At 30.0% G+C, this 23,546-nt stretch carries 25 protein-coding genes; 19 read left to right on the top strand and 6 right to left on the bottom strand.

The features are described from left to right. The first annotated feature begins 83 nt into the window (after window positions 1-83). On the top strand, window positions 84-260 hold the full coding sequence (locus ACZ5N4_RS19270; protein WP_464204135.1) for an H-type small acid-soluble spore protein: 177 nt from the start codon (window positions 84-86) through the stop codon (window positions 258-260). Window positions 261-315: 55 nt separating this feature from the next. Here the strand turns inward: ACZ5N4_RS19270 and ACZ5N4_RS19265 are convergent, their stop codons facing one another. After that, on the bottom strand, window positions 316-552 hold the full coding sequence (locus ACZ5N4_RS19265; RefSeq protein ID WP_464204134.1) for a DUF2164 domain-containing protein: 237 nt from the start codon (window positions 550-552) through the stop codon (window positions 316-318). Window positions 553-775: 223 nt separating this feature from the next. Here ACZ5N4_RS19265 and ACZ5N4_RS19260 point away from each other — a divergent pair, with 223 nt between their 5' ends. Next, entirely contained in the window at window positions 776-1,042 is a 267-nt protein-coding gene (locus ACZ5N4_RS19260) for a DUF1653 domain-containing protein (RefSeq protein ID WP_464204133.1), read from the top strand. Window positions 1,043-1,107: 65 nt separating this feature from the next. On the opposite strand, the gene ACZ5N4_RS19255 is transcribed toward ACZ5N4_RS19260, so the two are convergent. After that, a complete protein-coding gene (locus ACZ5N4_RS19255) occupies window positions 1,108-1,305 on the bottom strand; it encodes a hypothetical protein (protein ID WP_464204132.1) in 198 nt (65 codons plus the stop codon). Between the two features lie 705 nt (window positions 1,306-2,010). Here ACZ5N4_RS19255 and ACZ5N4_RS19250 point away from each other — a divergent pair. Together ACZ5N4_RS19250 and ACZ5N4_RS19245 are read left to right on the top strand one after the other, a co-directional pair. Continuing rightward, the gene (locus ACZ5N4_RS19250; protein WP_464204131.1) at window positions 2,011-2,208 is read left to right on the top strand and encodes an alpha/beta-type small acid-soluble spore protein; all 198 of its coding nucleotides are present in this window, start codon (window positions 2,011-2,013) and stop codon (window positions 2,206-2,208) included. Between the two features lie 227 nt (window positions 2,209-2,435). Further along, a complete protein-coding gene (locus tag ACZ5N4_RS19245; RefSeq protein WP_211141989.1) occupies window positions 2,436-2,609 on the top strand; it encodes an aspartyl-phosphate phosphatase Spo0E family protein in 174 nt (57 codons plus the stop codon). A gap of 179 nt (window positions 2,610-2,788) precedes the next feature. On the opposite strand, the gene ACZ5N4_RS19240 is transcribed toward ACZ5N4_RS19245, so the two are convergent. Then, a complete protein-coding gene (locus ACZ5N4_RS19240) occupies window positions 2,789-2,965 on the bottom strand; it encodes a hypothetical protein (protein ID WP_464204129.1) in 177 nt (58 codons plus the stop codon). 206 nt (window positions 2,966-3,171) lie between these two features. Here ACZ5N4_RS19240 and ACZ5N4_RS19235 point away from each other — a divergent pair, with 206 nt between their 5' ends. The 8 genes from ACZ5N4_RS19235 (at window position 3,172) to ACZ5N4_RS19200 (ending at window position 10,756) form a co-directional block, all read left to right on the top strand. Beyond that, window positions 3,172-3,381: a hypothetical protein gene (locus ACZ5N4_RS19235; protein WP_464204128.1), complete on the top strand. Its 210-nt coding sequence runs from the start codon at window positions 3,172-3,174 to the stop codon at window positions 3,379-3,381. Between the two features lie 341 nt (window positions 3,382-3,722). Then, window positions 3,723-4,952 (top strand): BaiN/RdsA family NAD(P)/FAD-dependent oxidoreductase, encoded by a 1,230-nt coding sequence (locus ACZ5N4_RS19230; RefSeq protein ID WP_464204127.1) that lies wholly within the window; start codon window positions 3,723-3,725, stop codon window positions 4,950-4,952. Further along, window positions 4,949-5,317, top strand: a complete 369-nt coding sequence (gene aroH, locus ACZ5N4_RS19225) for a chorismate mutase (RefSeq protein ID WP_464204126.1) — start codon at window positions 4,949-4,951, stop codon at window positions 5,315-5,317. Before ACZ5N4_RS19230 ends, aroH begins: the two co-directional genes overlap by 4 nt. Before the next feature lie 88 nt (window positions 5,318-5,405). Continuing rightward, a complete protein-coding gene (gene cmk, locus ACZ5N4_RS19220) occupies window positions 5,406-6,071 on the top strand; it encodes a (d)CMP kinase (RefSeq protein ID WP_464204125.1) in 666 nt (221 codons plus the stop codon). 19 nt (window positions 6,072-6,090) lie between these two features. Next, complete coding sequence (locus ACZ5N4_RS19215; protein WP_464204124.1) at window positions 6,091-8,004, top strand: bifunctional 4-hydroxy-3-methylbut-2-enyl diphosphate reductase/30S ribosomal protein S1; 1,914 nt, start codon at window positions 6,091-6,093, stop codon at window positions 8,002-8,004. Between the two features lie 258 nt (window positions 8,005-8,262). Next, complete coding sequence (gene speD / locus ACZ5N4_RS19210; RefSeq protein WP_178909716.1) at window positions 8,263-8,643, top strand: adenosylmethionine decarboxylase; 381 nt, start codon at window positions 8,263-8,265, stop codon at window positions 8,641-8,643. Between the two features lie 102 nt (window positions 8,644-8,745). Next, window positions 8,746-9,798, top strand: coding sequence for a CotS family spore coat protein (locus ACZ5N4_RS19205; protein WP_464204123.1), 1,053 nt, complete (start codon window positions 8,746-8,748; stop codon window positions 9,796-9,798). Window positions 9,799-9,880: 82 nt separating this feature from the next. Then, a complete protein-coding gene (locus ACZ5N4_RS19200; protein ID WP_464204122.1) occupies window positions 9,881-10,756 on the top strand; it encodes a GNAT family N-acetyltransferase in 876 nt (291 codons plus the stop codon). Window positions 10,757-10,860: 104 nt separating this feature from the next. Here ACZ5N4_RS19200 and ACZ5N4_RS19195 read toward each other — a convergent pair whose 3' ends face one another. Continuing rightward, window positions 10,861-11,034 carry a hypothetical protein gene (locus ACZ5N4_RS19195; protein WP_464204121.1) on the bottom strand — a complete coding sequence of 58 codons (174 nt, stop codon included), beginning with the start codon at window positions 11,032-11,034 and terminating at the stop codon, window positions 10,861-10,863. Between the two features lie 69 nt (window positions 11,035-11,103). Continuing rightward, the gene (locus ACZ5N4_RS19190) at window positions 11,104-12,288 is read right to left on the bottom strand and encodes an aminotransferase-like domain-containing protein (RefSeq protein ID WP_464204120.1); all 1,185 of its coding nucleotides are present in this window, start codon (window positions 12,286-12,288) and stop codon (window positions 11,104-11,106) included. A 439-nt stretch (window positions 12,289-12,727) separates the two neighbouring features. Between ACZ5N4_RS19190 and miaB the strand changes: the two genes are divergently transcribed. The 6 genes from miaB to ACZ5N4_RS19160 all read left to right on the top strand — a co-directional run bounded on the left by miaB (window position 12,728) and on the right by ACZ5N4_RS19160 (window position 21,788). Next, entirely contained in the window at window positions 12,728-14,095 is a 1,368-nt protein-coding gene (gene miaB / locus ACZ5N4_RS19185; protein ID WP_464204119.1) for a tRNA (N6-isopentenyl adenosine(37)-C2)-methylthiotransferase MiaB, read from the top strand. A 337-nt stretch (window positions 14,096-14,432) separates the two neighbouring features. Beyond that, window positions 14,433-17,138: a DNA mismatch repair protein MutS gene (gene mutS / locus ACZ5N4_RS19180; RefSeq protein WP_464204118.1), complete on the top strand. Its 2,706-nt coding sequence runs from the start codon at window positions 14,433-14,435 to the stop codon at window positions 17,136-17,138. A 30-nt stretch (window positions 17,139-17,168) separates the two neighbouring features. After that, a complete protein-coding gene (mutL, locus tag ACZ5N4_RS19175) occupies window positions 17,169-19,109 on the top strand; it encodes a DNA mismatch repair endonuclease MutL (protein WP_464204117.1) in 1,941 nt (646 codons plus the stop codon). Between the two features lie 14 nt (window positions 19,110-19,123). After that, window positions 19,124-20,062: a tRNA (adenosine(37)-N6)-dimethylallyltransferase MiaA gene (gene miaA, locus ACZ5N4_RS19170; RefSeq protein WP_464204116.1), complete on the top strand. Its 939-nt coding sequence runs from the start codon at window positions 19,124-19,126 to the stop codon at window positions 20,060-20,062. A gap of 66 nt (window positions 20,063-20,128) precedes the next feature. Further along, entirely contained in the window at window positions 20,129-20,374 is a 246-nt protein-coding gene (gene hfq, locus ACZ5N4_RS19165; protein ID WP_308039209.1) for an RNA chaperone Hfq, read from the top strand. 130 nt (window positions 20,375-20,504) lie between these two features. Beyond that, the gene (locus ACZ5N4_RS19160) at window positions 20,505-21,788 is read left to right on the top strand and encodes a methionine gamma-lyase family protein (protein WP_464204115.1); all 1,284 of its coding nucleotides are present in this window, start codon (window positions 20,505-20,507) and stop codon (window positions 21,786-21,788) included. Window positions 21,789-22,057: 269 nt separating this feature from the next. On the opposite strand, the gene lexA is transcribed toward ACZ5N4_RS19160, so the two are convergent. Further along, entirely contained in the window at window positions 22,058-22,666 is a 609-nt protein-coding gene (gene lexA / locus ACZ5N4_RS19155) for a transcriptional repressor LexA (protein WP_464204114.1), read from the bottom strand. A gap of 249 nt (window positions 22,667-22,915) precedes the next feature. Between lexA and ACZ5N4_RS19150 the strand changes: the two genes are divergently transcribed. Next, window positions 22,916-23,398 carry a hypothetical protein gene (locus tag ACZ5N4_RS19150; protein WP_464204113.1) on the top strand — a complete coding sequence of 161 codons (483 nt, stop codon included), beginning with the start codon at window positions 22,916-22,918 and terminating at the stop codon, window positions 23,396-23,398. The last annotated feature ends 148 nt before the right edge of the window (window positions 23,399-23,546 follow it).

Genomic DNA, 23,546 nt, shown 5'->3' with positions numbered 1-23,546 from the left:
AGCATATAGAGTTAGAGCTACATTAATTTAAATCTTAAAGGACAAAATAAATAATAGAATTATTTTGAAAAGGAGAACTAACCATGGATATAGAAAAGATTGTTGAAATTGTTGAATCACGAGGTGTAATTAATGTAACTTATAATGGAAATCCAGTTTGGATAGAGAGTATCAGTAAGGAGAGTAACGAAGTAAGAGTTAAAAATATAAAAACAAATGAAGAATTTATGGTAAGTGTTTATAAGTTAAAGGAGGACTAATGTTTTATATCCATAAGCTTGTGAAGATGGTGAGCCAGCTTAAAGCTGGCTTTTTTTACCTAAGACTCTTTTCAAGTTCAAATAAATCATCAGCTTTTTCAGATATAAAAGCATAAGCATCACCTATTGCTTTATTATAAATATGTGGTCCTATATTATTGAGTATAAAATCGATAAGCATATCAGCAAATAAATCACTAATTTCTTCTTCCTTTTCACTCCAAAAGAATCTTTTTATCTCTTCTATAAGACTTTTTCTAACTTCTGTTTTTAATGGGATTTTAGGTTTCATATAATGTTCCTCCAGCAATATTGATTATTATATTTTACTATTTTATAAAAGATAAGACAAGAAAAGCTGAAGATATAGGCCTTAGGTGTAATCATACTCTTTAAACTTTGTTTACATAAATATTGCATTGTAGTAGAATGTTTATGCGAGGATATTAATGGCAAAGTATTCGAATTAATATAATAATACAATATTAATAGTTTTTTATATTGGAGGAGTTTTAGTGAAAAGAAAATTGGAAATAGGAGAATACTATAGACACTTTAAAAATCATTGGTATAAGATTATTGATATTGCTGAGCATACTGAAACCGGTGAATATTTAGCGATATACGCACCTTTATATGGAAGCAAAAGAACCTTTGCCAGACCGTTAAACATGTTTCTAGAAGAAGTACCAAAAGATAAAGAAAACCCTACAGAACAAAAATATAGATTTATGAGTTTGCATGAGCTTAACTTAACAGAAGATGATATACATTTAAAATAAGCACTGACATAAAGTCGGTGCTTATTTTGTGTATGTATTAGTATTATGTGCAATTTAAATAAATTTTACATTACTTCTTCATTTGAAAAATCTAATTTTTTAGCTTTGATATATAAATTATTACGTCGAATTTCTAGACTTTTTATAGACCATATGCATTCCTCTATAAGATGTAGGTCATCCGTTTCGTTCCACTTATTGTACTCATTTTCTATTCTTAAGTTAACATCATTAATAGATTCTAAAATCTCCTTTAAATTCATAATACCACCCTTCATTATAATCTTATTAATTGTGTAAAAATGTGTTTTATATAGATATATTTTAGATTCAGTAGTCTTATGCTATAAACTTTACTATTGTTATTTATATGGGTAGAAAGTATATTGATGAAAAAATTTAGAATATAATAAAAATTTACAATTTCATAACACAAAATAAAAATAGAAATGATACACTAGATTTGAGGTGATAATATTGGAAGTTCGTTTAAATGTAGAGCAATTTAAATTGCTAGCACTTAAATATCAACAAGAAAAGAAAAAAGGAAAAAAAGATTTAAGCAATTACATTGCGGACAGATCATTTCGAATAAAGAAACGTTGCGGATATTTTAAATAAAGATAAACCCCATACTTCAAAAGAAGTATGGGGTTTATAAACAATCTAAGCTGGTAATATAAATACCAGCTGTAGAATTTTATAAAGGAAGTATCATAATGGGGATATGTATTAGATTATAACCATATAGAAATAAGTTAAACACATAATGTGAAAGTTTTTAAAAAAGCTTATACATTTAACTACCAAAAAATTTATATGTTTAATTCTTTTATTAGATTGAATATGTAGTCAAAATTTACATTATTTGGAGTTTTTGCTTTAAACTTTATAGAATAATTAAGTTTAAACTGTACAAACTGTAAATACAAAGCATAGTACAAATTTAAAAAAGGAGGAACAAGATTATGGCAAATAGAAATAATAGAGTATTAGTTCCACAAGCTAAGAAAGGATTAGATCAATTTAAGATGGAGTCAGCAAGAGAAGTAGGAGTAAACTTAAAAGAAGGTTATAATGGAGATCTTACTTCAAGAGAGGCTGGATCAGTAGGCGGAAACATGGTTAAAAAAATGGTAGAAGCTTATGAACAAGGCTTAAAATAATAAATAAATAGAAAGTCTACATTCTTTTGATTAAGAGTGTAGACTTTAATAATTTATTGAATATATATTTGACAGAGGCATTGGTGAAATACTGGTGCTTATTTTTTAGAAAATTATTATTAAAACTAAAGGGAAGTAAAAATTGCATATTAATAAATTGTAAAATTTGTAATCTTATTACATAAGTTCCTCCTAATGCTACACTTAAAGTAGAAAGGAGGGATATTATGGATAAAGTTGAAGAATTGATAATTAAAATTGACGAAATGCGAAAAACTATGTGCGACTTAATTGATCAGCAGACAGGCTTAATGGATCAAAAAGTAGTACAAGCCAGTCAAAATCTTGATGAAGTTCTTAATTCCTATCACAAGCTTTTGGAAAGTAAAAAAAGAAAGTAGTCAAGAAGTCTAAGAAAGGAGGAGAGACAAAGAAGGTCTCTCCTCTTCCTATTATATTAATAATAGGCCCATGGAATATAAAATCAGCTTATGTTGTGCTAGATGAAAGTTTAAGACTTGTAGAGTTTGGAAAAGTAAAAGGGGCAATATGCCCCAGTGCAATAGCTTAAAAGTAAGTACTATTTTTTATGATTGGCTTGATCATTATCATTAAGCAAATCGTTAAGTGGTGTTAAATGAACTCCATCATAATCTACATAGTCAGCTGGGTTTTTAACAACTTTGGGGTCGGAAACAAATGCACTAGCGAAGTCAGCTATTGAATCTTTATCTCTATCATTTAATTTATCAGTCATAGTATCACCTCCAGTAATATTATAAGAAAGAATTTTTTAAAAATGTTTTTATTAGCATCCATCAGCAACATCTTCATTCTTTATAGTGTACAGATAAAAGATAAATATAAGGTTTTATAAAAATATGTTCGTCTATTCTACCAAAGTAATAAAATAAAGCTAACGCACTAGATACAATAAAATCAAAGATAAAGATTGGTTCAAATTTGTATCTTGGTGTTATAGATAGCTTATATAGCTATGATGGAAGTAAATATTATACTATAATCTTATATAGTCAGAGAAATGGTATGTGGTTAGATGCTTTTTATCCATTTAATTTTCTTGTAAATATTGAAACCGGAGAAGCATTTAAATTAGAGACAGAAACTGATGAAATAACTCCGCTAGAAAATATGGAAATAGGAACTAATTAAAAATAGTTACAAGTAAGCTCTAGATATTCTGGAGCTTATTTTATTTCACTATTTTAATCTCATTTGTGCCTTTGCATAATAAGCATAAGTGTTTTATAATAAGTCATTGTAAAAGTCAATTAGTATGTTTGCAAAATTGTTTGTAAAAGCATTTTTAATTGATTTTCCTAATACTGTTAACAGCTTTAAACCTAAGCATATCAATAACTTCATATATTAATGTTGTTATTGAATAAATAATTATATTATATTACTATAATATAGATAATTAATATTATATAAATTAATAGGTTATAGAATCAGCGGCTTGAATATGCATAAAATAAAAGGATGGTGATGTAATGGCAAAGGTCGTAGTAATTGGAGGAGGTCCAGCAGGTATGATGGCAGCTTTAGCTGCTGCAGATAAGCATACTGTAATACTAATAGAGAAAAATGAAAAATTGGGTAAAAAATTATTCATAACAGGTAAAGGTAGATGTAATATCACTAACGCAAAAGATATAAGCGAATTTTTTGATTATATACCTGGTAATCCGCATTTTTTATACAGTTCGCTCTATACATTTACTAACGAAGATACTATGAAGTTTTTTGAAAATGCTGGTATTAAATTAAAGATAGAAAGAGGAGAAAGAGTATTCCCTGAATCTGATAAATCCTCTGATATAATAGGAGCCTTTCAAAAAGAACTACATAGAAAAAAAGTAGATGTTAGATTAAGTAGTAAAGTTAAAAAAATCATAAGTAATGATAATAATATAGAAGCTGTTCAACTTGAAGATAATACAGTTATAAAAGGCGACTATTTTATATTATGCACAGGTGGAATGTCCTATCCTCAAACTGGGTCCAGTGGAGAAGGGCATAAATATGCTAAAGATTTAGGTCACAGTATAACAAAAATTGCTCCTTCACTAGTTCCTATAGAAGTAAAGGAGCCATGGATAAAAGAGCTTCAGGGACTTTCTCTTAAAAATGTACAGTTAACAATACTAGACAGTAAAAATAAGTCCCTTTTTAAGGAGTTCGGTGAAATGCTCTTTACTCATTTTGGGATTTCAGGACCTATAGTATTAAGTGGAAGTAGAGTAGTAACTGAAGGAAAAAGCTTAAAAGCTGTTATAAATTTAAAGCCAGCATTATCTCAAGAGGAGCTTGATAAAAGAATACAAAAGGATTTTGCTAAATATATCAACAAGGATTTTAAAAACTCTTTAGATGACTTACTTCCTAAAAAATTAATTGATATAATTATTAGGTTTTCTGAAATTAATCCTGATAAAAAAGTTAATTTAATAACTAGAGAAGAAAGAAAGAAATTGGTACACCTTTTGCAAAACTTTACTTTAGAAATAAAAGGATTAAGACCTATAGTGGAAGCTATAGTTACCGCAGGAGGAGTTAATGTTAAAGAAATAGACCCTTCTACAATGCAGTCTAAGATCATCCAGAACTTATACTTTGCAGGCGAAGTAATAGACGTAGATGCCTATACTGGAGGATATAATATTCAAATTGCTTTATCTACGGGATATTTGGCTGGAATCAAGGTTGGTGAAAAGCAATGATAGCTCTTAGAGGTGCTACTACTATTTCATGTAATTGTGAAGAAGAGATAAAAAAGTGTTCAGTGGAATTATTTGATCAAATAATTAAAAGAAACAATTTAGAACTTGATAAGATTCTTACAATTCAGTTTTCTTGTACCAAGGATATTACAAAATCCTATCCTGGTAAATTTATAAGGGAGAATTTCAATATTAAACATGCAGCTATAATGCATTTTAACGAGATGTATGTTGATGGAAGTGTAGATGCATATATTCCCTTATGTATTAGGATTTTAATACTTGCAGACACAAATCAACAAAATAGAGAGTTTGTATATTTAAATGATGCCAGAAATTTAAGAAAAGATTTATTTAGCGAATAATAGTTAAAATTAAAGGATTTTAAACACTTTTATAGAATATATAAAGATAGTTTAAGATGTGTTACCTTTGGAAAGGCGGAATGAAACTTTGAATATATCTGTAGCAATTGATGGGCCTGCAGGAGCAGGGAAAAGCACTATTGCAAATATGGTAGCTGAAAGATTTAAATTAATGTATATAAATACTGGCTCAATGTACAGAGCAGTTACACTTATGGCAATGAGAAATAATATTAATTTTTCTGATATAGAAAGCGTATGTAAACTTACAAATTCACTAGATATGTATTTTGAAAATGATAAACTTATAGTTAATGGAGAAGATGTTTCTGAGGAAATTAGACTTCCAGAAGTAAGTAATAATGTGTCTAATTATGCGGCTATTCCGGAAGTTAGAGAAATATTAGTTAAACTTCAACAAGATATGGCACATAAATATAATGTTATTATGGACGGCAGGGATATAGGAACTGTCGTTCTTAAGAATGCTCCACTTAAGTTTTTTCTTACAGCAAGTGCTGAGGAGAGAGCTAAAAGAAGGTGCAAAGAGTTTGAGGAGAAGGGGATAGATACAGAATATAATAATGTACTTAATGATATACTAAAGAGGGATTATATAGACTCTAACAGAAAAAGCAATCCCTTGTGTAAAGCGCAAGATGCCATTGAAATAGATTCTTCAAAACTCTCGATAGGTGAAGTTGTAGAAGTTATTTCTGATTACGTAAAAGAATACATTGAAAAAAACAATTAATAGTTGAAGGTGAGTTTATATGCAAGTTATATTAGCTGACAAGGCAGGTTTTTGTTTTGGAGTAAAAAGAGCTGTAGATGAAGCAATAAATATTCAAAATAAGTATGATAAGAAAATATATACTTTAGGACCATTAATTCATAATACTGATGTAGTAAATTATTTAAAAGAAAGAGATATATATCCTATTGATATAGAGGATATAGATAAATTAGAAAAAGGTGATGTTGTAATCATACGCTCTCATGGGGTGCCTAAAAAAATTTATGACCTCCTTGAAAGTAAAGAAATCAATGTAGCGGACGCAACTTGCCCTTATGTTTCTAATATACATAAAAAGGTGAAAAAATATTATGATTTAGGATACTCTGTACTTATAGTTGGTGATAGTACCCATCCTGAGGTGATTGGAATTAATGGTTGGTGTAATGAAGATGCAATTATAACGAAGGATGGCTCAAATCTAGAGAAACTTCCTGGTAGGTTATGTGTTGTCTCACAAACTACAGAAAAGCAATCAAATTGGGAAAAGGTTTTAAATATAGTTGTTAAGAGTTGTAAAGAATTTATTGCCTTTAACACTATATGCAGCGCTACAGAATTAAGACAAAAGGCAGCAGGGGAAATCTCTAAGAAGGTAGACATGATGATAATTTTGGGAGGACGCAATAGTTCCAATACCACTAAGCTCTATGAGATATGTAAAGATAATTGTTCTAATACTATTCATGTTGAAAATTCAGGAGAAATACCTGATGATATAATTAATTCTAATAAAATAAAAACTATAGGTGTTACGGCGGGGGCTTCAACACCGGATTGGGTAATAAAGGAGGCAATTTCAAAAATGGGTGATGATAAAAATTTAGAAATGAATGAGCAGCTAGCTTACATGGAGCAGAATGACAAGCCAATAATAGTAGGAAAAATTATTAAAGGGAAAATAATTTCTGTAGGTGAAAAGGAAGCTTTCCTAAATATAGGGTATAAGGCTGACGGAATACTTCCGAAAAATGAAGTAGTAAAAGATGATTCCACAAACCTTAATGATGTGATTCATGAAGGTGATGAGCTAGAAGTAAAAATTATAAGAAGAAAAAATGAGGACGGATATGTAGTACTATCAAGAATAGAACTTGAGAGAGAAGAGGCTTATAAAGAACTAAAAGAAGCTAGTGAGCAAAATAGATTAATTAAAGTATTGGTTAAAGATGCGGTAAATGGAGGACTAGTAGCAAGTTTTAAAGGAATTAGAGTATTTATACCAGCATCACACTTAGAACTTTTTCATGTAGATAACCTTAATCAATACATAAATAAAGAATTAGAGGTTAACTTAATTGAATTTAAAGAAGAGAGAAAAGGAACTAGGATAGTAGGCTCAAGAAGAGAATCATTAAAATTAGAAAAAGAAAATAAAGAAAAGGAAACATGGAGCTCACTTGAAAAAGATACTATTGTAGATGGTGAAGTAAAAAGACTTACAGACTTTGGTGCTTTTGTCGATGTACAAGGAGTTGATGGACTACTTCATGTATCTGAAGTATCCTGGGGTAGAGTAGAAAAGCCAGGAGATGTACTTAACATAGGGGACAAAGTAAAAGTTTATATATTAGGTTTAGATAAAGAAAATAAAAAATTATCCCTATCTATGAAAAAGGCTATGGAAGATCCTTGGACTAATGTAGATATTAAGTACCCTATAGGTAATATAGTTTTAGGAAAAGTTGTTCGTTTTGCAAATTTTGGAGCTTTTGTAGAATTAGAGCCAGGAGTTGATGCATTAGTTCATATATCACAAATCAGTCATAAGAGAATAAACAAACCAGAAGATGTTTTAAATATTGGTGAAGAAATTAAAGCAAAAATACTAGAAGTTAATAAAGAAAATAAAAAAATTGGATTAAGCATTAAAGAAGTAGATGAAATTTAAAAAATCTTTATAATGAACTCATATATTTTTGAATAAAAATATCTATAAAACTTATTTAAAAATGCGTGTAATAAAATGTTTATATGCACGCATTTTTTTATTATTTTTCAATAAGATCCATAGAAAAAAAGAGAAAAGTTTAAAAAATCAGAGTTTTATAGATGTATTATTAAAAAAATAGCTATATATATTGACTTTTTTGTTATTTTTGATAAAATTTAATTGTTATATTTTTATGTAAGGGGGTAAATACGTAGAATGCATGAATTAGGACGTCATATTTTAGCAGAAATTTATGGATGTAATTCTGAGATTTTAAACAATAAAGAATTTATAGAAAAGATAATGGTTGACTCTGCTTTGAAAGCAGGTGCCGAAGTTAGAGAAGTAGCCTTTCATAAGTTTAGTCCACAAGGTGTAAGTGGGGTTGTTATTATATCAGAATCTCATTTAACTATTCACACTTGGCCAGAGCTTGGTTACGCCGCTGTAGACGTATTTACTTGTGGTGATAAGATAAATCCATGGGACGCATGTAATTACATGACAGAAAAATTCGAAGCAAAGAACATGACTGCTACTGAAGTAAAGAGAGGAATTTTCGAACAGCCAGTATCAGTTAAGGCGTCAAATATATAGAGGACCATCGACACCGATGGTCTTTTATTTTTTAATAAATAAATGTAATAATTTCTGCTTTCCATAATATAATTTACTAGAGAGCTTATGGGAGGTAGAAAAATGGAAGACAGGAACGTTAATTCCATTGATAAACTTTCAGAAAAAGAAATAAGAATGGTAAATAGGGTTTTAGAAAATTACAGTTTTGATGTTATTAAGTTTGTTAAAGTAAGAAGTGCCTATAAATTGGAAACTTCTTTTGGAAATATATGCTTAAAAAGAATGAAACATGGTGAACACAAACCTCTTAATGGAAGTATATTGGTCCAAGAGCTTGTTGACAAAGAATTCTATAATATAGCAAAATATTATAAAACAAAAAATGATAGAATGTATGTAAAATATAGAAACTCATTTTTTTATGCTACTGAATGGATTGATGGAGAAGAATGCGATTTAGATAATATAGAAGAAGCAAAAAATTGTGTAAAATTATTAGCACATTATCATATAGCTTCAAGTAATATAGATATTAAAAGACTTAAAATTAAAAATAATTTAAAAAATTGGCCTGTAATTTTTAAGGATAACCTTCAGGACTTGGAAAAATTTGAGATGATTATAAATAGAAAAAAGATTAAAAGTGAGTTTGACATTGCTTTTGGTAATTATATAGAGAGTATATATCATAGAGGGATGGTTGCTCTCAAATTTCTAAATACTTCTGAGTATTATAAACTGTCAAGACAAGCTAGTCAGAATAAGACTATATGTCATGATAGCTTTTACTATCAAAACATCATTAAGAAGGATGGAGAGTACTATATAATAGACTTAGATAGCATAATAGTAGATCTTCATGTAAATGACCTAGGAAAGCTTATAAGGCGTCTGATGTTTAAGAGAAGCTATAAATGGGATTTTGAAAAAGCTAAGATATTAATAGAAGAATATAATTCTATTAGCAAGTTTGATAAAAGTGAGTTAGAAGTAATGTTAGCTTTAATTATATTCCCTCATAAGTTTTGGAAGCTTGGTAAAAAACGATATATAAAGCATAAAGGATGGGATGAATCCAAATATATGCATAAGCTAAACAGATTAGTAAGATACAACGATAACCAGGATAAGTTTTTAGAAGATTATTTGAATTACCTTAAAGATTACCAGTAAAGGTTTTGACTTAGATATAATTAAGTTTTATACTAATATTGAACTAGAATTAATAATAAAATACGACATGGGGATAAATTTTATGTATGAATGTGTAGGCTTAAATAAAAGAAACCTTATTTGTTTTGAAGAGTTAAATAAAGCTAGATATGAATTTAACACCTTAAATGAGGACTTTTTCGAAATCTACAATAAATGCAATTTCGCTCAACAAATTCTTTTAAGAAGAAGAGTTAAATTACTAAAAGATGATTCAAAATATATAGGCTATATATGGTCGGATATGAGTGATAAAAATTCATGCTGTATAAACGCTATAAGCGTTTTAAAGGCAATAGGTAATATAAAGACTAATATACTATATAAAACTCTAATAGATACTATAAAAAGAAATTGTTCAATAACCTATCTATGTGAAAGTAACAATTATAATCATGAGATTTTAAAGGATGTAGGGTTTAGAAAAAAAGAGGGGACCTTAGTTCTCTATTCTAATGTTTCAGAAAATATTCCTTTGTATTCAAATGAGGAATTGGAATTTGAGATTTTAAAAAGAGAAAAAGATGAGCAAAAAAGATGTGAAATTCAGAATGAGGTTTTCAGAGATGATAACAGAGTGCCACTAAGTATAGAAGATATCTATTTTGATCAGGTACAAAGTTATTATTTTGATAAAGGTGCCGTATTCTTAAAAAAAGATGGAGAATATATTGGATATGGTCAAATAATAATTGAAGATACTATTCCAGTTATAGTAAATTTTGGTATATTAAAGAAATACAGAGGTAATGGTTACAGTAAAGCTTTTTTAAGCTATCTTTTAAAGATAATAAAGGACACTGGGTTTAAAGATGTAAAAATAAAAGTAAAGAATGCTAATATTCCTGCAGTAAACTTATATAAAAAGCTAGGATTTAAGACTAAAAATGAAGTGTGTACGTGGGAATTAAAGAGATAATTTATAAAAAAACACCCCATAGTTAAATTATGGGGTGTTTATAATTTCTATTTATGAGTCTCTTTATATTGTACTACTGCCCTTTTTCTATATACTGACAGTGATTATTTTATTACATTTTCCATAGGAATATGAACTGTTTTAAATTCAAACATAGACTCATATTGAATTTGCCTAAAATATGCTCTGTCTCCAATACAGTCACATCTTATACAGTCATTAGTTTCCCTAATGTCGTTCAATTCACCAATATTGTTTAAAACTTTAGCATCATACATATAAACTCCTCCTTTTAGGAGTAGTTTTACCTAAAAGGGGAGTTTTATACAACTAAATTATATACAATATTAGTAAAATTTTGCAAGGACTTTTCCTAATCTTTTGATTCCTTCAACTATTTTCTCTTCATCCATACATGAATAATTCATTCTAAAGAAGTTAGGATGTCCTCCGTTAGGGAAGAATGAACCGCCTGGAACGTAAGCAACATTTTCTTTTAATGCTTCCTTTAATACGTCAGCAGCATCAAGGCCTTCTTTTAATTCTACCCATGTAAATAATCCACCAGTTGGGAATGTGTATTTTATTCCTTCTGGGAAATATTTCTTTATACTATCAATCATAAGATCTCTACGATTCTTATAAACTACTTTTATTTTTTCAATGTGTTCGTTTAAATCATGAGCTTTCATGAATGAAGCAGTTAGTCTTTGATCGAATGAGCTACATTGTAAGTCAGCGCCTTGTTTTACTATTATATATTTTTCTAATATTTGTGGTGCTGCGCATATCCAACCAATTCTTAATCCAGGGCAGAAAGTTTTTGAGTATGTTCCAAGATAAACAACCCAACCTTCTTTATCAAAGCTTTTTATTGAAGGATGTCTTTTACCTTCAAAAATAAGGTCTCCATATGGATTGTCCTCAATTACTGGAACTTTATATTCAGCAGCTAATTCTGCTACACGCTTTCTTCTATCATCTGACATTGTTCTTCCAGTTGGATTTTGGAAATCTGGTATAGTATATATCATTTTAGTATTTGGATTAGCTTTTAATGCTTTTTCTAATTCATCAACTATCATACCATTGTCATCCATTGGTATTTCAACAAAATTTGGTCTATAAGCTTTAAATGCATTGATTGCACCTAGATAACTTGGGCTTTCGCATATTATAGTATCGCCCTCATTAACGAATATCCTTGCTGAGAACTCAAGTCCTTGTTGTGAACCAGATGTTACAGCAATATCGTTTGCTGAAACGTTTACTCCTGCTGGAGCCATTCTTTCTTTTGCAATTATTTCTCTTAAAGGTGCAAAACCTTCAGTTGAGCTATACTGTAACGCCAATCTGCCATCTTTTTCTAAAACCTTTTGTGAAATTTCTTCCATTTCTTTTACAGGGAACAACTCTGGTGCAGGTAATCCACCAGCAAAAGAAATAATTTCTGGCATTTCAGCTAACTTTAGTAATTCTCTAATCTCTGATGCCTTTAATCCCATAGCTCTTTCTGAAAAACGTACTTCCATAAAATATCCCTCCGAAATTAATTTTTTAAGGTCTACTTAGTATATTATTCTACAAAAATTGAAAAAACCCTTCTTTAACAGTATAAAAATACATAAATTGCAACATAAAGAGAAGGTTGTCTCAAAATTAAGAACATTTGTAAACCTTTTCAAATTTCATTAAATTAATATAAAACTTTCTCTCCACTATCAATGATACAATTTTTTTTGTAAGTTTTCAATGGCAATTTATAATAATTTGAAATTTTGAATGGAGTAAATTCTTAAATTTATTAATATATACTTGCAAAGAATAAGTATATAGCAATGAATTGTAGAAACAATTCTTTCTCTTTTAATTTTATATAAAATACAGTATAATATATTAATTGTAATGTAAATAGTACAATATTAATAGTATATTGCATATAAATTTAAGGTTACTATGAGGTGAAAAATAATGAATAATTACAAGAGAATTAATTTTAAAATAAATAAAAGCACAGAAGGTAAAAAACATTTTTATCTTGAAACTTGGGGCTGCCAGATGAATGAGGAAGACTCAGAAAAGCTTTCCGGTATGCTTAAAAAAATAGGTTATGGAAGAACAAATAATAAGCATAATGCAGATTTAATAATATTTAACACCTGCTGTGTAAGAGAAAATGCAGAGCTTAAGGTATACGGAAATCTTGGTGCATTGAAAAAACTGAAGGAAAATAATCCAGAACTAGTAATAGCTGTATGTGGTTGTATGATGCAGCAAAAGGATATGGCAGAAAGTATATTGAAGAAGTTTCCCTTTGTAGATATTATATTTGGAACACATAATGCTTACAAATTTCCAGAATATCTAAACAGAGTGAAACAAGAGGGTAAATCAGTAATAGAGATACAGGATAAAGAGGAAGGAATTGTAGAAGGAATTCCAGTAGACAGAGAAAGTGATGTTAAAGCTTTTGTTACAATAATGTATGGATGTAACAATTTCTGTACTTATTGTATAGTACCTTATGTAAGAGGTAGAGAGAGAAGCAGAAAACCAGAAGATATAGAAAAAGAAATTAGTGAATTAGTTGCATCAGGATATAAAGAAATTACTTTGCTAGGACAAAATGTAAATTCATATGGCAAGGATTTAGAACCAAGACTTACTTTTGCTGAACTTTTAAGAAGAATAAATAATATAGAAGGTTTGGAAAGAGTTAGGTTTATGACATCTCATCCTAAAGATTTAACTCAAGATGTAATAGATGCTATAGCTGAATGTGATAAACTATGTGAATATATACATCTTCCTGTGCAATCAGGTTCTAGTAGAATATTAAAGAAGATGAACAGAAGCTATACAAAGGAACAATACTTGGAATTAATAGATAGAGTAAAGAAGGCAATACCGGATGTAGCTATAAGTACTGATATTATTGTAGGTTTCCCTGGTGAGACAGAAGAAGATTTTGAAGAAACTCTAGATCTTGCAAGAAGAGTACAGTATGATTCAGCCTTTACATTTATATATTCAAAAAGAAAAGGAACTCCAGCAGACGAGATGGAAGACCAAATACCTGATGATATTAAGCATGATAGATTTAATAGACTGGTTGAAGTAATAAATGAATCATCTGCGAATAAGAACAAGGAATATCAAGGTAGAACAGTTGAAGTGCTTGTTGAAGGTTTAAGTAAAAATGATGAGGAAAAATTGATGGGAAGAACAAGAACAGGAAAACTAGTGAATTTTGCTGGTGAAAAAGACAGCATAGGAAAATTAGTTAATGTTAAGATAACAAAAGCCAATTCATTTTCATTAGTTGGAGAACAGATTTAATATCTTGTACTATAAGATAATCAGTATTCTAAACTTTAGGGAGAATGTTTTGCTCCACCTAAAGCTTAGAATAAGTTATCCAGAGGCGACGGCTGATAGATAAAAAGCTCTTAAATATGAAGGGCTTTTTATTTTATAAGGGTACTAGATGGTCAGTTAGCAATCCAATATAGATATCCAACCTAAGTATTTGATTTATTGGCGGTATTCATGTCAGATGTACCCCTATGAATACCTTAGTTAAGTCAATTATCAAAGTTGGATATCTATAAGAATTAAGCTAATTAAGGAGCTAATATATTAAAGAAAATCAAAGATTATAGAGGGAGGTAGCAAAGTGGGTTTAACTCCAATGATGCAGCAGTATTTACAAGTAAAAGAAGGCTGCAAAGATTGTATATTATTTTTTAGATTAGGCGATTTTTATGAAATGTTTTTTGAAGATGCGGAAACAGCATCAAAAGAATTAGAACTTGTGCTTACAGGTAGAGATTGTGGGTTGGAAAAAAGAGCCCCTATGTGCGGAATACCATTTCATGCTGCTAATACATATATAAGCAGATTAGTAAACAAGGGGTATAAAATAGCCATTTGTGAGCAGCTTGAGGACCCTTCCGCTTCTAAAGGAATAGTCAAAAGGGGGATTATAAAAGTAATTACTCCAGGGACGTACACCGACTCCTCATTTTTAGAGGACAACAAGAATAACTATATAATGAGTTTATACATAGATAATGAAAAAAACTCTTTCGCTTTAAGTTTTGCAGATATTTCTACTGGAGATTTTAATTGTACAGATGCATCACTAGACATCTCTGTTGTTTTAGATGAAATAGCAAAATATATGCCTAAAGAAATATTAATACAAGAAGGATTAGATGAAAAAATATGTTCTGAAATTAAAGAAAGATGCACCGCATCCTTTACAAAGCTTCCAGAAGAATTTTTTCTATCTAATATAGTGGATATATTAAAAGGTCAATTTCCTAACTTTAATGAAAAAGAATACAGCAGTGATTTAGTAAGATGCTGCGGTTCCCTTTTAAAATATGTAATAGAGACACAGAAAACTTCATTATCACATATTAATAACTTTCAATATTACAGTATTGTAGATTATTTAAGTATAGATTCAAATTCAAGAAGAAATCTTGAGTTAACTGAAAATTTAAGAGAAAAGAGCAAAAAAGGTTCTCTGCTTTGGATAATGGATAGAACTAATACTGCAATGGGCGGAAGGCAACTAAGAAGATGGATTGAGCAGCCTTTAGTAGATAAAACTGCGGTACAAAACAGATTGGATGCAGTAGAAGAGCTTTTAAACAATCTGCCTTTACATGAAGATTTAAAAGATGCATTAAAAGAGATATACGATATTGAAAGATTAGTTGGCAAAATATCTTCTAAGAGTGTTAATGCAAAGGAGTTAATATCGTTAAAATCATCTATTGAAAAAATACCAGGTATAAAGAACATACTTTCAAATTTCACAAGTAAACTGCATTTAGAGATGTATAAAAACTTAGATGAGCTAGAGGATGTTTATAAAATATTAGATGAAGCAATACTGGAAAATCCATCTATTTCGGTAAAAGAAGGAAACATAATAAAAGAAGGCTTTAATGAAGAAGTTGATGAATTACGAAGGGCTAAAGTACACGGAAAAGAATGGATAGCATCTTTAGAAAATAATGAAAGAGAAGTAACAGGAATTAAATCTCTTAAAGTTGGATACAACAAAGTATTTGGGTATTATATCGAGATAACAAAAAGCAATTTCAATTTAATTCCAGAGGGTAGATACATAAGAAAGCAGACTTTAGCAAATGCTGAAAGGTATATAACTCCAGAACTAAAAGAAATGGAAGACAAAATATTAGGCGCGGAAGAAAAACTCATAAATTTAGAGTATGACATATTTATTGAAATCAGGGAAAAGATAGAGGCTCAAGTTGATAGAATGCAGCAAACAGCAAGAATTGTGTCTGAACTTGACTGCTTAAGTTCTTTAGCGATAATAGCATTAGAAAACAATTTCTGCAAACCAGAAATAAACAACAGCGAAGAGATATATATTGAGGAAGGAAGACATCCAGTTGTAGAAAAGATGATATCATCAGGAAGTTTCATATCCAATGATATTCATATTAACAGGGCGGATGAACAGCTTTTACTAATAACTGGTCCTAATATGGCTGGAAAATCAACCTACATGAGGCAAGTTGCTTTAACGGTAATTATGGCGCAGATAGGAAGCTTTGTTCCTGCTAAAAAGGCTGTGATATCTATTTGTGATAAAATATTTACTAGAATAGGAGCATCAGATGATTTAGCTGCAGGCAAAAGTACTTTTATGGTAGAAATGTGGGAGGTTTCTAATATATTAAGAAACGCTACAAATAAAAGTCTTATATTGCTTGATGAGGTTGGTAGAGGAACTAGTACATATGATGGTTTAAGTATTGCATGGGCTGTAATAGAATATATTTGCAAAAACAAAAAACTTAGATGTAAAACTCTTTTTGCTACACATTATCATGAACTTACTAAACTTGAAGGGCTTCTAGAGGGCGTTAAGAACTACTCAGTATCTGTTAAAGAGGTCGGAAGTGATATAGTATTTTTACACAAGATCATAAGAGGGGGAGCAGACCAATCTTATGGAATAGAAGTAGCTAAGCTTGCAGGACTTCCTATTGATGTTATAGATAGAGCTAAGGAAATATTGAGTAGAATAGAAAATGATAAATCAAGTGATGTAAATATAGAAGAAATTACTGATACAGCAAAGAGTGATATTCAAGATAAGATGGATGTGACTAATAAGGCAAACAATAAAAATGAGACAGTAAAAGAAAATAAAAATTTAGAAGTTCTAAAAGAGGTAGCTCTAGATAAGAATGCTTCAGAGCAAATTGATTTTTCTTATATAGAAAGAGAAAATATACTTAAGGAAATAGCTTCTATTGATATATTAAACATGACACCTATGGAAGGTTTCAATAAGCTTTATGATATAATAAAAAGAACAAAGACATTATAGAAGCTTAAATCGTAGTTAGAAGGTGATTATTTGAAGAGAATTAATATATTAGATATAGAAACTTCTAATAAAATAGCGGCTGGTGAAGTGGTGGAACGTCCTTCTTCTGTTGTAAAAGAATTAATTGAAAACAGTATAGATTCAGGAGCGAAAAATATAACTGTAGAAATAGAAGATGGAGGACAAAAAAGTATTAAGGTCTTAGATGACGGCCATGGTATTCATCCAGAAGACATAGAAAAGGCTTTTATGCCTCATGCAACAAGCAAAATAAATTCCATCAACGATATATACTCTATAAATACTATGGGTTTTAGAGGAGAGGCTTTAGCCAGCATTGCTGCAGTTTCAAATACTGTTTTAAAAAGTCGAACTGAAGAGTATGATTATGGAAAGGAAATTTCCATAAATGGCGGTGTTTTAGATTATATTAAAGATGCAGGTTGTAATGTAGGCACAAATATAGAAATAAAAGATTTATTCTTTAATGTTCCTGCAAGAAAGAAGTTTCTTAAGTCATCCAGCAGAGAAGCTGCTTATATATCAGATATACTTAATAGGCTTGCATTGGCTAATTCTAATATTTCTTTTAAGCTTTTTAATAATGGGAAAAAGGTTTTAAATACATATGGAACAGGCAAGTTAACAGATGCTATAAGAGCAGTATATGGTAAATCAATATGCGATAATGTTATAGCTTTTGAGAAACATTCGGATATATCCTCTATTCATGGATTTATTGGTAATGCAGAGATAAGTAGAGGAAGCAGAAATAATCAAAGTATATTTGTAAACAAGAGATATATTAAGAGTAAGCTTATTACTGCAGCAGTAGAAAATGCATTTAAATCCTTTTTGACTGTTAATAAATACCCCTTTTTTGTTGTTTTTTTAGATATATTCCCAGAGTTTATTGACGTAAATGTTCATCCAACAAAATCAGAAATAAAATTTAGGGATGATAGAGAGATTTTTAAGTTAACTTTTGATGCGGTTCATGAAGCTTTAAGAAATAGCTTAAGAAGCTCTTTTGATATACCTTTTGACGATGAGATTAGAGAAAAGGATGAGGAATCAAATTATATAAAGAAAGAAATCAGCACCATTCAATTGCCAATAGACTTAAATACTTTTAATGAAAGTAATTATAAAGTTGAAAATTATGGCAATAATAAAAACTATGAGTGCAATCTAGAAAATAACTTTTTAAGTAATCAAAAAAATGATTTAAAAGAATTAAGTTATAATGCAGCTGATAGTATAAAGGAAAGTGAAGTATCAAAGCAAAATACGTCACTTGATATTAATAGTAATGAAGGATTAAGTGAGCAAAGTAATCTGAAAGAGAATATAGGAACAGGGGAAGAATCAAAGGAAGAAAAGGTTGCAAAGTTCCCAGCTCTTACTATAATTGGGCAGTTCCGAAGCACATACATTCTTGCAGAAGCTTTAGACAACTTATATTTAATAGATCAGCATGCAGCACATGAAAAGATACTGTTTGAAAAATATAAAAGAAGCATACAAGAAAATAAAGTTATGTCACAGGTTCTTATAACTCCAGCGGTTATTGAGCTTACACCAGAAGATTGCGATTATTATTTAGAAAATAGTGATATATTTAAAAAATCTGGTTTTAATATCGAAGTCTTTGGAGAAAATACCATAAGTATAAGAGAAGTACCTCTTATATTAGGTAAACCAGACATTAAAAATTTATTTATGGATATACTAGATAATTTAAAAAATATGGGTTCTGGGCAAACCTGGGAAATTAAATATAACTCCATAGCTAAACTTGCATGTAAATCTGCAGTAAAAGCTAATGATAGTTTGTCAAATATAGAAATGAAAACGCTTATTGAGGATTTAAGGTTTATTGAAGATCCTTTTACTTGCCCCCATGGAAGACCGACCATAATGAAATTTACATTAAATGAATTAGAGAAGAGATTTAAGAGAATACAGTGATAAAGGGGGATTTTATGAAAGACTTATTTATACTTGCAGGCCCTACAGCTGTTGGAAAAACAGATATCTCTATAAAATTAGCTAAGAAGCTTAATGGAGAAATAATATCAGCTGATTCTATGCAGATATATAAACATATGGATATAGGTTCAGCTAAAATTACCAAAGAAGAAATGCAGGGGATACCACATTATCTTATAGATATCGTAGAGCCTGAAGAAAGTTTTAACGTCTCTGAATTTAAAAAAATGGCAAAGCAAGCAATTGATAAGATAGATGAAAGAGAAAGACTTCCAATGCTAGTTGGAGGAACCGGCCTCTATATAAATTCTTTAATTTATAATTATGATTTTACAGAGGCATCTGTAGATGAAGAATATAGAGAGTACTTACAAAGCATGGCTGAAATCAATGGAAAAGAATATGTACACAATTTACTAAAAGATGTTGATTTAGAGTCTTATAATAGATTATTTCCAAATGACTTAAAGAGGGTTATAAGAGCTTTGGAGGTATTTAAACTTACAGGAAAAACTATAAGTCAGTTTAATTTAGAAAATGACATTTATGATATACCATATAATGTTTATTACTTTGTTCTAAATATGGATAGAGATAAACTATACGACAGAATAAATAGAAGAGTGGATATTATGATTGAAAATGGACTTATAGATGAGGTTAAGAAACTAAAAGCCATGGGATGTACTGCAGATATGCAGTCGATGAAGGGAATTGGCTATAAGGAAATACTGCATTACTTAGATGGTAATATATCTCTTGATGAAGCAATTTATCTTATTAAAAAGGGAAGTAGAAACTATGCTAAAAGACAGCTTACATGGTTCAGGAAAGATGACAGAGTTATATGGATAGATAAAGATGAATTTAATGATGAGAATGAAATAGTGGAATATATAACAGGGAAATTTCTTTCATCAAAGAATTCGTAAAATATAAAAGGAATTTTATAATATTTATAGAATTAATATAATTAAAAGTTGTGGAGGGTGAAGAATATGAGTAAAACAGCGAACAACCTACAAGATATATTTTTAAATGGAGCAAGAAAGAATAGAACCTTTGTTACAATACATTTAACAAATGGATTCCAAATTAAAGGCAATGTAAAAGGTTTTGATAGCTTTACAGTAATATTAGATTGTGATGGTAAACAAATGATGGTATATAAACATGCAATTTCTACTATTACACCTTCAAAGCCAGTTTTATTTAATAACAATGTTTCAGAAAGTGATACTTAAGAATAGGCTTATAATTGCCTATTCTTTTTTTATATGTTAATATAAACAATGTATTATTCGCACATGATGAGGCTTAAGGCATCGTGTGCTATGACAGGTTAGGATAAAATTCAGGAGGTTTTTATTTAAAATGATAGATCTAACGAAAAAACAACTTAGCAAAACTTATGGTATAAGTGATAGAACAATTGAACTTTATGAACAAGCTATAGATGATATAAAAGAGCAGTTTGCAATCTATGATGAAATAAGAGAATATAACCAATTAAAGGTTTTAAGCGCACTTCAAGCTGAAAGAATAAGCGATTCACATTTTACTAATTCATCAGGTTATGGGTATGGTGATATAGGAAGGGACTCCTTAGATAAAGTTTATGCAAGAGTTTTTAATTGTGAAAGCGCTTTAGTAAGACCTCATTTTGTAAATGGAACCCATGCATTGGGGGCAGCACTATTTGGGAATCTAAGACCTGGAGACACAATGATATCAATTTGTGGTACTCCATATGATACACTACACAATGTAATAGGTATCAGTGATAAAAAAAATATTGGTTCATTAAGAGAGTACGGTGTAAATTACAAGCAAGTAGATTTAACATCAGATGGCAGTTTTAATTTCGATAAAATTAAGGTTGAGCTTGAAAATGATAAAAGCATCAAGCTAGTTCATATACAGAGATCAACCGGTTATGGCTGGAGAAAGGCTTTATTAATCTCAGATATAAAAAAAATCATTGATTTTGTTAAAAATATAAGACCAGAGGTAATATGCTTTGTGGATAACTGCTATGGAGAATTTTTAGATACTCAAGAACCTACAGATGTAGGAGCAGACTTAGTAGCTGGATCTCTAATCAAAAATATAGGTGGAGGAATAGCGCCAACAGGAGGATACATAGCAGGAAAAGAGGAATATGTTACTCAAGCTTCATATAGATTGACTGTTCCTGGTATTGGAGGAGAATGTGGTTCTACTTTTGGAGTTATGAGGCTTTTATATCAAGGTTTATTTCTTGCACCCCAGGTTGCAATTGAAGCTGTAAAAGGAGCTCTTTTCTGTGCAAGAATAATGGAGCTTGCTGGTTTTGAAGTGCTTCCTAAATATACGGATAAGAGAAGTGACATAATTCAAGCAATCAAATTTAATGATAAGGAAAAGCTTATAAATTTCTGTAAGGGTATACAACTTGGCTCTCCTATTGATTCCTTTGTTCAATGTGAACCATGGGATATGCCAGGATATACAGACCAAGTAATAATGGCTGCAGGTGCATTTATACAAGGTTCTTCCATAGAGCTTTCGGCGGATGCTCCGATAAGAGAACCTTATATAGCATATCTTCAAGGTGGACTTACCTTCGACCATGCTAAAATAGGAATACTTATCGCTTTATCTAAGGTTATAGGATAATTATTAATTAGTTTCTTATAGGTATGAAATTTGTTCTATATGAATTTTACTAAGTAAGATTTTTTAGAGGATAGAGGACAATGAAGGAGTATTTCTCTTCGCTGCGCTGCGAAAAATCTTTAATTATATTATAAGCCGATGCTTCGCATTAGTGAAACATCGGCTTAAAAATATATTAGTTTTCTGACGTAAGGAAGAAAACTCACCTACATTGTCCTCTGTCCCATGTCAATTGTCATCTTAAAAGTGCTTGGCATTTTTCTTATAGTTTAATATTGTCTATATATGCCAACAAGCTTCCCAATAACTTGACAGTCTGGTACAATAATAGGTTCCATGTTTTTGTTCTCAGGCTGAAGCCTTATATGATCCTTTTCTTTAAAGAATCTTTTCAGTGTTGCTTCATTCTCTATTAGAGCAACAACTATGTCGCCATTTTGCGCAGAGTTTGCCTTTTCAATTATAGACAAGTCGCCATCCAGTATACCAGCTTCAATCATACTTTCACCACTTACCTTTAACATAAAAAGCTCTTTGTTGCTTTTTACATAATCTATAGGAAGTGGAAATATGTCTTCTATATTTTCAATAGCTAAAATAGGAGAACCAGCAGTTATAGTTCCTATTATGGGAATGTTTATTATTTCTTTTCTATTCGCAGAGTTTTCTATAACTTCAATAGTTCTTGGCTTAGTAGCATCTCTTTTAATAAGACCTTTCTTTTCAAGTCTTTCAAGGTGACCGTGAACTGTAGATGTAGATTTTAATCCAACAGCGGCACCAATTTCTCTGACTGATGGAGGATATCCTTTTTCTTTGATTTGATTTTTTATATATTCATAAATTTCAAGTTGTTTATTGCTTTTGTGTTCCGCCATAAAATGCACCTCTTTAATTTAGTTATCTTGAATTATATCATATAGAATACTAAATATCAAACTTATGTTCTGTATTATAAATGTGAATTTTGGAAATAATTAACTTAGAGACTGAACTTAGAAATTGTAATCCTATACACTTATGTATACAAGATTATTTGTAAATCTAAAGCTTGGATTTTTAATTAGATAATGTATAATAGTATGTAGACTATTTTTACATATTGTTCATTTAGAAAGGAAGTAGCCATGAAAAGAGAAATTTGTATATTTAGCAATAAAAAGAGCTGCACTGATTGCGGAGAATGCGAAAAATGCGATTTGAATGCAAGTAAAAAGTGTAATAACTGTGGTAAGTGCCTAGAGATGGAAGGGTACGATATGAAAGCTATAAAAATTGATGAAATTATTGAGGATGATTTAGACTCAAAAGAAGCCAAGATTGAGTTAGAAAATAATAAGGAAATTGTTGCTCCAACAACATCTGAGCATGATATGAAAGAAGCTGAGGAGGAGTTTGAGCAAAGGGAAGAGTTGTATGATGAGTACATAGATGATTACGAGCTTAGTGGAGAGAAACAGGACGAAGATGTTTGGAATGATAACATAGAATATATTGATGATATAGATGGTTTAAGTGAATTACTAGAAGATGAGGATAAACTTAAAGAAATAACCTCTGAGGAATTTCCTGGATTTATCAGATTTAAAGGAAGAGACGATTATAATTAAATTAAGTAACACTTGTGTTAACATTAAAAAAATAAGAAGTAAAGATCTACAAATAAGGTAGCCAAAAGTAATAAATATTGCTGAAGATGTAAAAGCTGACGTCGTTTTTTATACGGTGTCAGTTTTACTTTTAGTTAGACTAATTCAT

It is taken from the genome of Clostridium nitrophenolicum, from assembly GCF_055391695.1.
This window is presented reverse-complemented; position numbering and strand designations above follow the sequence as displayed.

What these genes read in the sequence shown, in the direction of transcription:
- ACZ5N4_RS19270 (WP_464204135.1), top strand. Translation starts at nt 84, where the DNA reads ATGGATATAGAAAAGATTGTTGAAATTGTTGAATCACGAGGTGTAATT.
- ACZ5N4_RS19265 (WP_464204134.1), bottom strand. Translation starts at nt 552, where the DNA reads ATGAAACCTAAAATCCCATTAAAAACAGAAGTTAGAAAAAGTCTTATA.
- ACZ5N4_RS19255 (WP_464204132.1), bottom strand. Translation starts at nt 1,305, where the DNA reads ATGAATTTAAAGGAGATTTTAGAATCTATTAATGATGTTAACTTAAGA.
- ACZ5N4_RS19250 (WP_464204131.1), top strand. Translation starts at nt 2,011, where the DNA reads ATGGCAAATAGAAATAATAGAGTATTAGTTCCACAAGCTAAGAAAGGA.
- ACZ5N4_RS19245 (WP_211141989.1), top strand. Translation starts at nt 2,436, where the DNA reads ATGGATAAAGTTGAAGAATTGATAATTAAAATTGACGAAATGCGAAAA.
- ACZ5N4_RS19240 (WP_464204129.1), bottom strand. Translation starts at nt 2,965, where the DNA reads ATGACTGATAAATTAAATGATAGAGATAAAGATTCAATAGCTGACTTC.
- ACZ5N4_RS19230 (WP_464204127.1), top strand. Translation starts at nt 3,723, where the DNA reads ATGGCAAAGGTCGTAGTAATTGGAGGAGGTCCAGCAGGTATGATGGCA.
- aroH (WP_464204126.1), top strand. Translation starts at nt 4,949, where the DNA reads ATGATAGCTCTTAGAGGTGCTACTACTATTTCATGTAATTGTGAAGAA.
- ACZ5N4_RS19215 (WP_464204124.1), top strand. Translation starts at nt 6,091, where the DNA reads ATGCAAGTTATATTAGCTGACAAGGCAGGTTTTTGTTTTGGAGTAAAA.
- speD (WP_178909716.1), top strand. Translation starts at nt 8,263, where the DNA reads ATGCATGAATTAGGACGTCATATTTTAGCAGAAATTTATGGATGTAAT.
- ACZ5N4_RS19205 (WP_464204123.1), top strand. Translation starts at nt 8,746, where the DNA reads ATGGAAGACAGGAACGTTAATTCCATTGATAAACTTTCAGAAAAAGAA.
- ACZ5N4_RS19200 (WP_464204122.1), top strand. Translation starts at nt 9,881, where the DNA reads ATGTATGAATGTGTAGGCTTAAATAAAAGAAACCTTATTTGTTTTGAA.
- ACZ5N4_RS19195 (WP_464204121.1), bottom strand. Translation starts at nt 11,034, where the DNA reads ATGTATGATGCTAAAGTTTTAAACAATATTGGTGAATTGAACGACATT.
- ACZ5N4_RS19190 (WP_464204120.1), bottom strand. Translation starts at nt 12,288, where the DNA reads ATGGAAGTACGTTTTTCAGAAAGAGCTATGGGATTAAAGGCATCAGAG.
- miaB (WP_464204119.1), top strand. Translation starts at nt 12,728, where the DNA reads ATGAATAATTACAAGAGAATTAATTTTAAAATAAATAAAAGCACAGAA.
- miaA (WP_464204116.1), top strand. Translation starts at nt 19,124, where the DNA reads ATGAAAGACTTATTTATACTTGCAGGCCCTACAGCTGTTGGAAAAACA.
- hfq (WP_308039209.1), top strand. Translation starts at nt 20,129, where the DNA reads ATGAGTAAAACAGCGAACAACCTACAAGATATATTTTTAAATGGAGCA.
- ACZ5N4_RS19160 (WP_464204115.1), top strand. Translation starts at nt 20,505, where the DNA reads ATGATAGATCTAACGAAAAAACAACTTAGCAAAACTTATGGTATAAGT.
- lexA (WP_464204114.1), bottom strand. Translation starts at nt 22,666, where the DNA reads ATGGCGGAACACAAAAGCAATAAACAACTTGAAATTTATGAATATATA.
- ACZ5N4_RS19150 (WP_464204113.1), top strand. Translation starts at nt 22,916, where the DNA reads ATGAAAAGAGAAATTTGTATATTTAGCAATAAAAAGAGCTGCACTGAT.